Raw genomic sequence first — 14,173 nt, 5'->3', positions numbered from 1 at the left:
GTCCTTACTCAAATAAAAGATGGAAAAACTTACTACACAGCTTGGTAATGCTCCAATACAAATTGTAAGGCTTTACTTGGATTCTTTGTTAAATGAATATATTCCATTCCTCTGGTAGCAACTATCTGAATACCTAATCTTTCTGCATCCACCTTCATCTCTCTATAATAACTCCGAACTTGTGGAGCCAGAATGATCAAATCATAAATACCCATAATATCATAGTGAGCTCCGTACGCTCCTGAATTCGCAATCACTCTAACTTCTGCTAATTGAGCGCCCTCGTTAATTGCATTGGCTAATTGCGCACTTGTTCCAGATCCTGCACAAAGAACCAGTACTTTCAACTCCTTACTTTTTATTTCATCTAACTCACCAGGCATTATTTCACTTGTATCCTCCTCTAAAATAATATCATTTGAGCTTGCAACATCTTCTTTCATCAGTAACTGTCTATCATACGCTCTACAGAATGGCAAATAAATCAATATGTCGACAACTAAAATCAAAGATAAAAATACAAAGGATATAGGTTGAAAATTCGTTCCAATTAACAATCCCAATGGACCAGGAAAGGCCCAAGGTAACTGGATATAAAATCCATTCATTCCAAAGAAATCAATAAAGACCTTTCCTAGAAATACATTCACTGGTGGAGTCATCAAAAAAGGGACAAAAAAATAGGGATTCAAAATAACAGGCATACCAAATAGAAGAGGTTCATTTACAGCAAATAAAACAGGAGTAATTGTAGCTTTACCTACCGATTTTAATTGTTTAGACCGCATAAAGAAAATCAAAATAAATGGTACAACAAAGGTAGCCCCCGTTCCTCCAATAGCAGCGATATAATTCCCGAAATTAGGTGTTAAAGAATGATAAGGGAACTGCCCATTTGCAAGAAGTTGAGCATTCTCTTCCATATTGCTCAGCTGTAAAGCTGTAACAGCAGGTAAGACAATAGATGGCCCATGAATTCCAACAAACCAAAGCAAAGCACACATAAACCAAATCAACATCATAGCAGGATATGATTCTGCCCCCTTAAAAATAGGGGTCAATAGTTGTTGAAATACTTGGGCAAAAGGAACATCTAAACTAAACCGAGATACAATATCTAACAAACCACTAATAAGTAAAACAAAAGAAAAAGGAAAAATATCTCTAAAAGCTTGGGATATAACTCCAGGAACTTCCTTAGGTAAATGAATAGTAATGTCTCGCTTAATACAGAATCGGTAAACATTTACAGTAATAAAGGCACTGACAAACGAAGTTATCAATCCTTGAGATCCTAAATAGTTTGTCGACAAACTTGTAGATCCCGTCTTCTCATCAACTACAAGCGTTACAGTTAATACCAGATAACTACATATGGCTGCCAACATTACAGAAGTATCATTTATTACCTTTCCAGGAGGCATTTTTCTATTAACATTTCCAGCCAATGACTTTGCAACTGTCCCTGAAACAATAACCCCCAAAACTCCCATGGTTAGCATATACACTTTCCTCATCCAGACAATAGCTGGACTCGGTAACTCTACTCCGAAATTTTTAGGAATCATAATAATAATCATCAAAAAGCTTGAAAACATAATTAAAGGCATAGTAGCAATGAATCCATCTTTAATAGCCATCATATAATTATTAGTAGAAATTTTTTCAAATTTCCCTTGTTGCTTTTCAATGGCAGCGACTAACTTATCCATAAAAACTCCTCCTGTAAAAAATTTAAGCTCATAGTTAAAATATATTAAACATCAGTCAAATCGCTAACCTTAATTCCGTTTTAGCACTTTTACCCAAAGAGCACTTTTCTTAATATATCGCTTCTGTGTCTCATAATCAACAAAGAAAAGACCATATCGCTTATTGTAGCCATTCGCCCAAGAAAATTGATCTTGCAAAGACCATATAAAATAGCCTTGAATATTGACTCCCCTATCTCGAGCCTCTAAAACTTTGTGTAAATGTTGCTCAATATAACGGATTCTTTTACTGTCATCAATAATATCATTCTCGCCCTCTGGCTTAACCTCTTTAAGGGCTGTACCATTTTCAGTTAAATAAATGACCGGATGTTGAGGATATTCTTCTTTGATACGAAGCAACATATCAAATAAGCCTTGAGGATAAATATTCCAATCCCAATCTGTTGTCGGAATCCCAGGCTTTTTTACAAATTCACCTAGAGCATTTAATTTAAAAAAGGACCGTCCTTTTATTCCTGTTGAATTAAATTCTTGTCTATTTTCACCTTTGTATTCACGAATAAATTCTGAACGATAATAATTCATCCCAAACATCGTATTAAGAGGTGCAGCTCTTTTCATAATTTCTAAGTCACCATCTTCTATAATAAAGCTAGAATTATTAGCTTCCAATATTTGATTCAAGTGAAAAAGCGTGTCATCACTGTAGTAGCCCAAAAAAGTTCCATCTAATAGAAATTTATTATTATAAACATCATACCGTTTAGCTGCCAAAATATTTTCTTTTTGCCCATCAATAGGATAGCCTGGCTTTAACGCATGAATACAACCTACCTTTCCCTCAATCCCTAATTGATGAAATTCGAGGACTGCAAGAGCATGCGCCAACAACATGTTATGATTCGCTTGAATTGCTTCAGATAATTGAAAATGATGATTCGGAGGAAACTGACCTCCTATATATTGACCTGCAGCAAGAGACATCAGTTCATTGATTGTAAACCAATGCTTGACTTCTGTAAATTCTTGGAAACAAAAGCGAGCATATCGTATGAAACGATCAATATTCTCTCTATTCAACCAATCCCCTGTTTCTAACATTTTCTGAGGCGAATCAAAATGATGTAAAGAAACAAACGGAATCACATTATGTTTTAAGCAGGACTGAAAGACTCTATGGTAATACTGAACAGCCAATATATTCGGCTCCCCATCTATATCAGGAAATATGCGAACCCAGGAAATAGATAAACGCAAAGCCTGCAAACCATGTTCTGCCGCCAAGGCTATATCTTCTTCGTAACGATAATAAAAATCACTAGCTGGATCTGGTAAGAACGGACTATTTTCTTGCAAATAAACATCCCACATGTTTATTCCTTTGCCATCTACCCTAGTTGCACCCTCTACTTGATAAGCAGCGGTAGCAGCTCCTAATAAAAACTCCTTCGGTAAGGCTTTAACCTGTAAATTTTCCATGACTAATCCTCATTGCAAACCAATATGTTCTTCAATCTTTCGAATTCGTTCATATTCATCAATAAAAAACTTTACCTGATCATACAATAGCATCGTTGTCATCAAAGTATCTTGACCATGAATCATGATAAAACTCACTTCAAAATTATCTCCAGATGCCTCCTCCGCTAATAAATTAGTCTGTTCTCGATGGGCAGACACTATTGAGTCGTTTGCAGACTCAACCAATTCTCTTGCCTGTTCAAAATATCCATCTCTCGCAAACGCCAAAGCATCCATCAAATCTGACCTTGCATCTCCTGCGTAAGCGACAATTGTAAAACCAAGCATATTTATTTCTTCTTTTGATTTCATCTTTCTTCCTCCTCAATCTTGATCCATCTTTTACACATCATTATTAAAATGACTTCGCTACGATACAAATAGAAAGTTGACCCTAAATATCTTAAAAATCCTTAAATTTCATAATATTTAGGATCAATCTTCTCTGAATACCTTAGTTCATTTTCTATACTTATGATTTATAAGTGGAAACCAGCGTAATTTTTTGCTACTTCAATTACACGATAAACATCCAAATTAGATTGGAATAGTAATTCGTGCCCACGGATATAATTCAACACATTTCTCCATTCATCTTGAGCTTGCCTTGTTTTTCCAGTTGCTTGAAGATATAAAGCCTTCGCCATCTTAACAACATATTCACGATGATAACTGAGCTGTTTCCATTCATCCTTTTGACTATTTAATAACTTAGAAATATTTTCCTCAATAATTGGTAAAAAATTATCAGCTAGATTGTAAGCTATATAATAATGATTCGCTAAAACATCATTTTGACGGCTGCCAATTGCATTAAAATAATCACATGAGGAATAACTAGATAATTTTTCTAAATATTCAACAACAGACTGCCAATTTTCCCCATACAAAGCAGAAAAGTATTCTTCAATCAATTCTTCATAACTTCTTGTCTTCTTCCAGAGCATTTGCCCCATGACATAATTAGGAAAATTATGAGGGAATCCGGCACGTAATTCTTGACACGAAATGTACCCGTTCAAATGTAGGTTTGAAAGATAAGATACATCTCTGTAAATAGTTTGACTAATTTTCATATAGCCTAAATCGCCATAATGAGCACGCCCTAAAGGATAGTCATATACGAAACTATCTCCTTTAAATGTTTTTTGCCACTCAAAAAGATAAGATAAATTTTCCTCAAGAGAATTCGGAAGTATAATTTTATTACGCATATAAGGTTTAGGCGTAGGTATGGAATTGTCAAAATCTACATCTGCATAACTCATTTCAAATGTTCTTGTAATCGGTGCAAACATCATGGTAAAGCGTTCAGGATTATCTAATTTTTCTTTCCGAGGTGCCCATAACAACTCATGATAAAGCAGAAAACAAATCTTTGTATCTAATCCCTCACTCGTTAAAGCCCTATCCAATTGATTGAGAATACGAATATACTGATCCGAAACTAATTCTTGTCTACAGTTTTCGCATTCACAAATATTATTACGAGCATCCGACAACCATACATGTAAGTAATTCACATCAGGTCTTTTCTTGGCATAATCCGTAATAATTTCTACCATCTTATCAGCTACATCTGGATTTGAAAAATCCAGGCTGGTTAAAATCGGAGCCGTATTAAACAATTCTCGTTTCCCGTTTATTTCAGCGACATAGGGTTTCTTCTCCTCTGAAATACTAAGACCTGATTCCCAGCCAAATTTTGAAGAGTAACCTAAAACCTCACCTGTCCATCCATGACCAACACGATGATGAATAAGACCTCTTTTTTGCAATTCTTTATCCAACCTATCACTCAATTCTTGTACTAATTCATTTGAGAATTTTTCTTTATTTAGGTATGGATTAAACTCATGTTCATACCAACGTTTCAAAAAAGAATAGGGATTTTCAAACTGAATGAAAAAACTGTTCATCCCAATCTTAGGTAGCCAATCAATAAAATCTAGTATATTTTCAAATGAATCCGCTCCCTCTATACATACTCCCCTATGATAGTAACTGGCTGTTTCATCTATAGATAGCTCTTTATCTAAAAAATCTTCAAATCGTAACTCTGGAACAAAGTCATGTCCGCGCCCTGGTCTAGTATACACAACCCCAAATTCATGAAACATTCGGTAAATTCCAATAAGTAAACCTACAATTGTATTAGACTCAATTCTCCCCTTACCCTTGTCTAATGAGATAAGAACATGGTCTTTTCTATCCTCTTTATTGACTAATCCTACAAAAATATCCGCTTCCTTCTCCTCGACAAGTTCTATGTCAGTCTTAAAGACCCGATTCATATAGTAACTTAATTCCTCTAAGGCAAAGCTAGAATAAGCATTTTTCTGCTGATCAAATACTCTGATAACCATCTTATTCCCCTCCAACAGTAGCTTTTTCTTTTTCAAGATTGCGTTTATCTGCAATTTTGAAGAATGGATAATAAATTGCCACAGAAACCAAAATTAACACAACTTGTAATAGAGCTCCTCGCCAACTAGCCCCTGTCGCAAGGAATCCTCCTATGATCGGTGGCATTGTCCACGGAAGGATTACACCTGTTGTATAAGGTACTAATCCTACAGCCATTGATACATAGGTAATTAAGGCATTGATTGTAGGAGTAGCAATAAACGGAATCAGCATAATCGGATTTAAAACCGTTGGAAACGTAAATAGAATAGCTGTATTGATATTAAAGATAGACGGTATAATAGCTAGCTTACCTAATGTTTTATTAGCACGACTCTTACTAAATAGGAAGAGACAAATCGCAAGACCAATAGTAGCTCCACCGCCACCAATAAATACAAATAAATCTTTAAACGGTAATGTAATAATGTGTTGGAGTGTTTGTCCTGCAGCCACAGCTTCTTGGTTTTCTGTAGTAAATTGTAACCAAACTGGGTCTACAAAAGCATTTAAAACTTGTCCCCCATTAACTCCACAGAACCAAAAGAATGAGTTTACAATAACACATAGAATCATACCTGGAAGCGTTCCTGCAATTAACTTAAGCGGTGTTCCAACAATTGCACCTAGGAGTCCGTTGAGACCTCCTGCAACTCCTGCCGCTTCAAGACCTTTTAAGACCAAAGCCCACAAAACAAAAGTAGTAAAACCAGGTAAAAGAGCTGAAAATGATTTACTTACTACATCTGGGACACCACTTGGCATTTTTATCGTAATTCCGCGCTGGATAAACATACGATAAATCTCTGCTGTAACCAATCCAATGGTAATCGCCATAAACAAAGAAGATGCATTCAGGCTAGAAAATGGTATTGCGCCGCCAAATAACTGCTTGACCTGCTCTCCATTTTTATCATAAACCATACTCGAAAAACGAGGTGCCATCAATACAAAACTGGATAAGGCTATGATCCCTGCCGATGGACCATCTGTACCATATCCTTCCGACAACCTGTAGGCAATACCGAAACAAGCGACCAAGGAGATAATCGCTACTGTTGACTGATTCATAGTTGTCAAGATACTTAGCAATCCAACACTATTCAGCCAATTTGTAAAAGCCTCTTGAGGCCAACTGATTAGAATAAGAAATAAAGAGCCGACTAAAATCAAAGGCATTGCCATCATAAATCCTTCACGAATAGCTTTCAAATGCCGTTGGTTGCCAACTTTTTCACCAAACGGAGCGACTTTTGTTTCTAAAAACGCTAAAATATTGTTCATCACCGGAACTCCTTTTTTTATTTTTTATAAATTAAATATACCACTAACAGAAAGCGTTGTCAATATATTTTTTACTGTTTTTACAATATTTTTTTCTTTGTATAGAATAATAATTTTAATTGATTTTTTCTTATGTTTAATATAAAATAAACCAAAGGAGGAAACAAATGATTACAAAACAATCAGCCTTTTTACAAAATAGAGCCACTATACTGGAGTTTCTATATCGAAATCCAGCAACATCCCGTACAGATATTGTTAATGAAACAGGACTTACTCCAGCAACAACGACTAACATCATAAAAGAGCTAAGTGAACAGTCCCTCATATACGAAACTGGTGATGAATTTAGCGAGTTTTCCGGATCCGGAAGACGTAGAAAAACTATTTCTATCACAGATAATATTCCGTATGTTGTTGGAGGTATTGAAATAAATGTCTTAGGTATCTTTCTCAGTCTATGTGACTTACAAGGGAAAACTCTTTTCGAGGCAGAAATTTTGAATGAAGATTATCCTATTTCAGAAATCAATTCCACCATTACCAATATGATAAAAACAGCTATAGAGTATGTCCCTTTGGAGACAAAATTACTTGGATTTGGCTTATCAATACCTGGACATTATAACAAAGACTCCGGAAGCATCATTACAAACAACCCCATATGGGAATCTTTTAATTTATTAAATGTAATTAAAGATTTCAATTTTCCTTTTATTGTAAAAAATAATATTGATTGTATGGCTATAGGACAATACCTTTTTAATCCACACAATACCCCCGATAACTTTATTTTCCTACACGCTGGATTAGGTATTTACACTTCCTTTTTCACAAAAGAAAAAATAGGAGCCTCTAAAAATCCTTATATCGGAGAAATTGGACACACCATTGTCGAATTGAATGGGCAATATTGTGAATGCGGAAAAAAAGGTTGTTTACAAACATATATTTCGGATGCTTGGTTAATCAAACATGCCCAATTATTATTTAAAAATTCCCAACTAACTGTACTAAAAAGCCTTGTAAAGACTGAAAAAGACATTCATTTAGATACCCTTTTAACAGCTTACAACTTAGGCGACTCCGCTTTACGCCAACAAATTGATAAAGGAGTCAATTTATTGGCCACTTCTATTGCAAATCTTCTCCTCATCAATCCTGCTGATAAAATCTATATCAACAGTCAATTGCTTAATTATCAACCTTTCACTCATGAAGTCAGGGATAAAATCCAAGATCAGCTCCACTTCGTTCCCTTTACTCGTAATATAGAAATTGAAATTTTACCTTACAACAAACATCGTGGAAGTATAGGAGCTTGTGCATTAGCTATCGTCGCTTTTTTCATAGAACATAGCAATGTATTACAAGATATTATTTCACCTTAATATATTAGAAATCTATAGACTTGTTTAAATCAACTATAACCTGTAGTAAATATCTCGTATTTAGACAATATGAAAACAAGACGACTTCCATATAGGAAACCGCCTTCTCGCTATGTTGCATGAAACTGTAAAAGTGGATGAAATTGATAGCGGTAGTCAAATCAAGAGGCATCATAACTCTAAAAAGTCACAATATATAAGTTCATCCTCGGAAAAATATCATTCTAATTGTTGAAATGCCTACATGAAGAGGAACGTTAAATGCTCATGAAACAACGAATACAGGTATCAAAACTGTGACAAAACAAGTCCCTAAATTTACTAAAGACACTGCTCAACTTTACACCTGTAAATGGTTGTTGTATAATAAACTTACAAAGATGTACGACCACACTGTTGTAAATCATAGTATTCGCGAATGTATTACTGATAGCATTTCTACAAATACAAGTATAGGGATTGGATGAGATTCAAACGAAATATGTCAGTGTGTTGGCATTCCTAGCCTTCATATCATTTAAAGAATTGTATAGACAAAATTTTTCCCAATACAGACACTCGTAACAACTGCTTCATTTTTCTACCAACATATTTAGGAACGGGATAAGATACAAGAGGATCAATCCATAAATCAGTTCTATACCAATCTAAGACAAATAAGCTAAAAAAACGATTGATAATAAGCAAATGGATTCCAAATTTTCTCTATCTCCTCATTTTAATGAACAATACTAGTGTAACTATCCTTCCAGTCAGAAGCTTGTCAAATCACACCGAAAATTCTTCTAAAATTTATCTCGTTAGGCAATCAAGCAAAAACTCGACGATAGTACAAACATTATCATACAGAATTGACTTCCTAAATTATATACTTTAGTAAGGTTTTCGGATAAGAAAAAAGGTTCATTTTACATTTCTAAACACTCTTTTCTAAGATGAAAAACAGAATTTTTCGATTGTGATTTAAAGCAACAAGATAATTTTCAGTATCATCCTATAGATACGAGCTAATTAAGAAAAACTACATTTTTGAATATAAACTACAATAAGATAAACTAAATTTCATAGGAGGAAGACAATGGATTGGTACGATTATATGATACAGGCATCCAAACAATCACAATTCAACGCAAGCCATTGGTTTCGCTATTTGCGAAAAGTTATTTTTGAAGACTATTCTTATTTAACAAACCAAGATGTAGAAAAGTTGCTAGACTCCAAAGAACTAACTCATTTTCAAAAAATTAGCTTGAAGTATGCCTTTCAAGAGCATACTCCAACTCATAAATATGTGATTTCATTAAATAAACCTGCTAAGTTAACCAATGTTCAAAAATTGATGGAGAAATACAAGCATGGATAAAATGAAACCGGTCTTCCAAGCCCTAAATAAGGAATTAATTCAGGAAAATCTGACTTTAACAATTATCTGTGTCGGTGGTTATGTCTTAGAATATCATGGTTTACGTGCCACACAAGATGTTGATGCTTTTTATGACCAAAATCAGAAAATCAATGAAATTATTGCTCGTGTAGGAAAACAGTTTAATCTTAACACCCACGAAGAGTTATGGCTCAACAATCATGTTGCAAATATGAACAAACAACCTCCCTTAAGTTTATGTGAATCCTTGTACTCATTTGAGAATCTGACCGTTTTAGTAGTCCCTATTGAGTATGTGTTAGGAATGAAGATGATGAGTATCAGGGAGCAGGATTTGAAAGATATTGGTGCAATTATTAAATACAAAAACTTTCATTCACCATTCGATACCTTTAAATATTTAAAAGACATGGGATTTGATACTATTGACCTCTCTGTTCTCTTAGAAGGTTTTAGTTATGCTTATGGTATGGATTGGTTAGAAAAATTTTTTAAAGAAAATCAAGATAAACTTCGCGAATTTTATTAACAGTATCAAACAAGATGATTGTCAATTAGCCAGTCGTCTTATTTTTATGATGAAATGAAATAAAAACTGAACAAATCGCTTAGAGAATTCCAGTCAATTTCTAGCACTATTTGAGTCGTTTCAGCGGGCTATTTCAGATTCGGTCCACTATTCCTTTCCAAAAACATTGCATATTGCGCCGAAGGAATTGCTCACACTATCCCAAACACAAAACCCTCAGTCGACTGACCGAGGGTTCCGTATTTCATTATTCAAGAACTTGATTAGCTCAACGCATCCAAGGCATCATCCATTGAAAGAACTTCGTGGAAGACACGTTGTGTCAATTCAGTTTTTTGTTCTGGAGTGAGGTATTTAGTGTTTACACAGTATCCAGAGATACGTACGATAACATCTTCACCAGACATAATCTTTTCGTAAACATCGTTCAAGTCCATAACGTTCAAGTTAACGTGTTGTCCACCGTTTTCGAAGTAACCATCAAGGATTGTTACCAAGTTATCAACTTGTTCGTCACGAGTCTTACCAAGAGCGCGAGGTGAAACTTGAGTAGTCAATGAGATACCATCAGCTGCATAACTAAAGTCAAGGCTAGAAAGTGAGTTCAAGTTTTGCAACCAGCCACCTTTAGCTTTGTTAGATGGGTTAGCACCTGGTGAGAAGAATTCAAGTTTAGACAAGTTCACAGAACCATCTTCGTTGAGGTATACACCTTTGTGGACTGGTGAGTTACCAGTTTGTTTAGAGTAAGCAACGTTAGATGTGATTGTCAAAAGTGATACTGTAGCTTCAGCGTCTTTGTAAAGTTTGTGGCTACGTAGACGAGTTGTGTAAGCTTCGATCAACCATTCTGCCAATTCGTTTGAACGTGGGTCATCTTCACCCCAACGTGGGTATTCACCGATTGTTTCGTAATCGTAGATATAGCCATTTTCATCACGGATTGGTTTAACTGTAGCGTATTTGATAGCTGACAATGTGTCAACAGTGTTGGCAAATCCACAGATACCGAATCCCATGTTAGCGCGTTGTTTAGTTGGCAAGAAGGCCATTTGAACAGCTTCGTAGTTGTACTTATCAGTCATGTAGTGGATGATATTCAAAGCATCTACGTAAGTGTCAGTCAACCAGTCAAGAGATTTTTCAAAGTTAGCTTTAACTGATTCAAATTCAAGAACTTCGTCACGGATTGGTTCGATGTCAAATACTTTGTAGTCTTTGTGAACATCGTCGTAACCACCGTTCAAACCAGTAAGAAGGGCTTTCAATACGTTTACACGCGCACCGAAGTACTGGATGTTGTGGCGTTGTTCTTCATTTTCTGGGTCAAGTGGAGACACACAGCATGAGATACAACTCATTTCACCATATCCGTCTTTAGCCATTGTTGTTACACCTTCGTATTGGATTGAAGAGTGTTTGTGGCTCATGTGCATACAGTAGCGACGGAAGTTGTATGGCAATTTATCAGTCCAAAGAACTGTCAAGTTTGGTTCCGGAGAGTTACCGATGTTGTCAAGTGTGTTCAAGAAACGGTAGTCCATCTTAGTAACACGGTGACGACCGTCGTTACCCATACCAGCCATAGAAGTTGTGATGAATGTTGGGTCACCTGAGTACAATTGGTCATAAGCTTTTGTACGAGCAAATTTAACTGTACGAAGTTTCATAACGAAATCATCAACGAATTCTTGGATTTCTGATTCCGTAAATGTACCACGAGCAAGGTCACGTTCCGCAAAGATGTCCAATACGATTGGCACACGTCCTAGGGATGTAGCAGCACCGTTGATAACACGGCAGACAGACATGAAGGCGATGTTAACCCATTGGATAGCTTCTTTAACGTTCATCGCTGGTTTGCGAACATCAACCCCATAAAGGTCACCCAAGCGAACAACTTGTTGCAATGCTTGATATTGAAGGTTGATTTCTTCACGAAGACGGATTGTTTCTTCATCGATTTCTTCGATTGCGTTCCAGTCGTTTACTTTTTCTTGCATCAAGTAGTCTGCACCGTAAAGAGCAAGACGTGCGTAAACACCGATGATACGTCCACGTGAGTATGCATCTGGAAGACCAGTTACAGTGTGAGCGTGACGAGCGCGACGGATGTTTGAAGTGTAGGCACGGAAGATACCGTCGTTAACTGTTGTTACGTATTTAGTAAAGATTTCGTGAACAGCTGGGTCTGGTTCGTATCCATTTTCTTTCAAAGTAGTTTCAGCCATACGGATACCACCTTTTGGCATGAAGTTCAATTTGAAGAGTTCATCGTTTTGGATACCGAAGATAACTTCGTTTTCTTTGTCGATAAATCCTGCTGGAATGTCAGCGATAGATGTTGGACGAGTGTCCATTGGGAAACGAGTTTCTTCGTAGTTAGCCTTCGTTTCTTCTACAATTTTTTTGATGTGAAGTGAACGTTCTGTTGGTCCTGCAAGGAAGCTTTCGTCTCCATCGTAAGGTGTGTAGTTAGCTTGTACAAAGCGTGATACACTTGCTTTTTCTTTCCAATCTACGCCTTTGAAGCCTTCCCAAGCTTTGTCAAAAATATCTTGTGCTTCAACAACTGTTTTAACAACCATGTTAATGTCCTCTTTTTTCTTTCTAGTAACAACCATCTGTTACATTTATGAGACAAGTATACCACACAGTAACCGATTTCAACAAGTGAAAATTCCCTATTTTTACACTTTCTTTTCTAAAACAGTCTACATTTTATTTCAAACTGTATTATATTTTTGAAAAAAATAAAGCCTCTTTTCCTTTTTTCAGAAAAAAGAGTATAATAAAAGAGAATAAGCGGTAAAAAGAGGATAGGTATGTTGATTTTTCCTTTGTTAAATGATTTGTCAAGAAAAATCATCCATATTGACATGGATGCCTTTTTTGCTGCGGTAGAAATCAGAGATAATCCTAAACTCAGAGGAAAACCTGTCATTATCGGAAGCGACCCTCGGCAAACAGGTGGGCGGGGAGTCGTTTCTACCTGTAGCTATGAGGCACGAGCTTTTGGTGTCCATTCTGCCATGAGTTCCAAGGAAGCCTATGAGCGTTGTCCCCAGGCCGTTTTTATCTCAGGAAATTATGAGAAATACAAGTCTGTGGGACTCCAGATTCGAGCGATTTTTAAGCGCTATACAGATTTGATTGAACCCATGAGCATTGACGAAGCCTATTTGGATGTAACAGAAAATAAACTCGGTATCAAGTCAGCGGTCAAAATCGCTCGCCTCATTCAAAAAGATATCTGGCAAGAACTCCATCTAACTGCTTCCGCGGGCGTTTCTTATAACAAGTTCTTAGCTAAAATGGCGAGCGATTATCAAAAACCACATGGTTTGACAGTAATTCTACCTGATCAGGCTGAGGATTTTCTCAAACAAATGGACGTAACCAAGTTTCATGGAGTAGGAAAAAAGACGGTGGAACGGCTTCATCACATGGGTGTTTTTACTGGCGCTGACCTACTTGAAGTTCCTGAAGTGACCCTAATAGACCGCTTTGGCAGACTGGGCTATGAGCTGTATCGAAAGGCTCGTGGCATTCACAATTCCCCAGTCAAATCCAATCGCATCCGTAAATCAATCGGCAAGGAGAAAACCTACGGGAAGATTCTCCGTGCCGAGGAAGACATCAAAAAAGAGCTGACTCTTCTATCAGAACGAGTCGCTCTCAATCTCAGTCAACAAGAAAAAGCTGGAAAAATTGTCATTCTGAAAATCCGCTACGAAGACTTTTCAACTCTCACTAAACGAAAAAGTCTGGCTCAAAAAACACAGGATGCTAGTCAGATAAGCCAAATCGCCCTGCAACTCTATGAAGAGTTAAGCGAGAAAGAAAGAGGTGTCCGCCTGTTGGGGATTACCATGACTGGATTTTAATGCTCAATGAAAATCAAAGAGCAAACTAGGAAGCTAGCCGCAGGCTGCTCAAAACA

Annotated in this window: 10 protein-coding genes; 4 read left to right on the top strand and 6 right to left on the bottom strand. The window is 36.4% G+C overall.

The genetic code is table 11. The features are described 5' to 3' along the window. Window positions 1-32: 32 nt before the first annotated feature. The 5 genes from HT685_RS02555 to HT685_RS02535 all read right to left on the bottom strand — a co-directional run bounded on the left by HT685_RS02555 (window position 33) and on the right by HT685_RS02535 (window position 6,926). Window positions 33-1,712 carry a PTS transporter subunit EIIC gene (locus HT685_RS02555; RefSeq protein ID WP_173226203.1) on the bottom strand — a complete coding sequence of 560 codons (1,680 nt, stop codon included), beginning with the start codon at window positions 1,710-1,712 and terminating at the stop codon, window positions 33-35. 69 nt (window positions 1,713-1,781) lie between these two features. Next, window positions 1,782-3,194: a 6-phospho-beta-galactosidase gene (gene lacG / locus HT685_RS02550; protein ID WP_173226202.1), complete on the bottom strand. Its 1,413-nt coding sequence runs from the start codon at window positions 3,192-3,194 to the stop codon at window positions 1,782-1,784. Window positions 3,195-3,203: 9 nt separating this feature from the next. Continuing rightward, window positions 3,204-3,548, bottom strand: a complete 345-nt coding sequence (locus HT685_RS02545; RefSeq protein WP_000836780.1) for a PTS lactose/cellobiose transporter subunit IIA — start codon at window positions 3,546-3,548, stop codon at window positions 3,204-3,206. A gap of 167 nt (window positions 3,549-3,715) precedes the next feature. Further along, entirely contained in the window at window positions 3,716-5,602 is a 1,887-nt protein-coding gene (locus tag HT685_RS02540) for a DUF4838 domain-containing protein (protein ID WP_173226200.1), read from the bottom strand. 1 nt (window position 5,603) lies between these two features. Further along, on the bottom strand, window positions 5,604-6,926 hold the full coding sequence (locus HT685_RS02535) for a PTS sugar transporter subunit IIC (protein WP_173226198.1): 1,323 nt from the start codon (window positions 6,924-6,926) through the stop codon (window positions 5,604-5,606). A gap of 167 nt (window positions 6,927-7,093) precedes the next feature. Between HT685_RS02535 and HT685_RS02530 the strand changes: the two genes are divergently transcribed. From HT685_RS02530 to HT685_RS02520, 3 genes are all read left to right on the top strand, one after another. Continuing rightward, window positions 7,094-8,317 carry an ROK family transcriptional regulator gene (locus HT685_RS02530; RefSeq protein ID WP_173226196.1) on the top strand — a complete coding sequence of 408 codons (1,224 nt, stop codon included), beginning with the start codon at window positions 7,094-7,096 and terminating at the stop codon, window positions 8,315-8,317. 1,078 nt (window positions 8,318-9,395) lie between these two features. After that, a complete protein-coding gene (locus HT685_RS02525; protein WP_050259685.1) occupies window positions 9,396-9,680 on the top strand; it encodes a hypothetical protein in 285 nt (94 codons plus the stop codon). Further along, window positions 9,673-10,230 (top strand): DUF6036 family nucleotidyltransferase, encoded by a 558-nt coding sequence (locus HT685_RS02520; RefSeq protein ID WP_000359824.1) that lies wholly within the window; start codon window positions 9,673-9,675, stop codon window positions 10,228-10,230. The genes HT685_RS02525 and HT685_RS02520 overlap by 8 nt, the downstream gene beginning before the upstream one ends. A 263-nt stretch (window positions 10,231-10,493) precedes the next feature. Here HT685_RS02520 and pflB read toward each other — a convergent pair whose 3' ends face one another. Next, complete coding sequence (pflB, locus tag HT685_RS02515) at window positions 10,494-12,818, bottom strand: formate C-acetyltransferase (protein WP_173226194.1); 2,325 nt, start codon at window positions 12,816-12,818, stop codon at window positions 10,494-10,496. A 237-nt stretch (window positions 12,819-13,055) separates the two neighbouring features. On the opposite strand from pflB, the gene dinB reads away from it, so the two are divergent. Next, window positions 13,056-14,117, top strand: coding sequence for a DNA polymerase IV (gene dinB / locus HT685_RS02510; protein WP_173226192.1), 1,062 nt, complete (start codon window positions 13,056-13,058; stop codon window positions 14,115-14,117). Window positions 14,118-14,173 lie beyond the last annotated feature (56 nt).

This window comes from Streptococcus sp. 5004 (assembly GCF_013276755.1).
Classification (GTDB): Bacteria; Bacillota; Bacilli; order Lactobacillales; family Streptococcaceae; genus Streptococcus.
This window is presented reverse-complemented; position numbering and strand designations above follow the sequence as displayed.

What these genes read in the sequence shown, in the direction of transcription:
- HT685_RS02555 (WP_173226203.1), bottom strand. Translation starts at nt 1,712, where the DNA reads ATGGATAAGTTAGTCGCTGCCATTGAAAAGCAACAAGGGAAATTTGAA.
- HT685_RS02540 (WP_173226200.1), bottom strand. Translation starts at nt 5,602, where the DNA reads ATGGTTATCAGAGTATTTGATCAGCAGAAAAATGCTTATTCTAGCTTT.
- HT685_RS02545 (WP_000836780.1), bottom strand. Translation starts at nt 3,548, where the DNA reads ATGAAATCAAAAGAAGAAATAAATATGCTTGGTTTTACAATTGTCGCT.
- HT685_RS02530 (WP_173226196.1), top strand. Translation starts at nt 7,094, where the DNA reads ATGATTACAAAACAATCAGCCTTTTTACAAAATAGAGCCACTATACTG.
- dinB (WP_173226192.1), top strand. Translation starts at nt 13,056, where the DNA reads ATGTTGATTTTTCCTTTGTTAAATGATTTGTCAAGAAAAATCATCCAT.
- pflB (WP_173226194.1), bottom strand. Translation starts at nt 12,818, where the DNA reads ATGGTTGTTAAAACAGTTGTTGAAGCACAAGATATTTTTGACAAAGCT.
- HT685_RS02520 (WP_000359824.1), top strand. Translation starts at nt 9,673, where the DNA reads ATGGATAAAATGAAACCGGTCTTCCAAGCCCTAAATAAGGAATTAATT.
- HT685_RS02535 (WP_173226198.1), bottom strand. Translation starts at nt 6,926, where the DNA reads ATGAACAATATTTTAGCGTTTTTAGAAACAAAAGTCGCTCCGTTTGGT.
- lacG (WP_173226202.1), bottom strand. Translation starts at nt 3,194, where the DNA reads ATGGAAAATTTACAGGTTAAAGCCTTACCGAAGGAGTTTTTATTAGGA.
- HT685_RS02525 (WP_050259685.1), top strand. Translation starts at nt 9,396, where the DNA reads ATGGATTGGTACGATTATATGATACAGGCATCCAAACAATCACAATTC.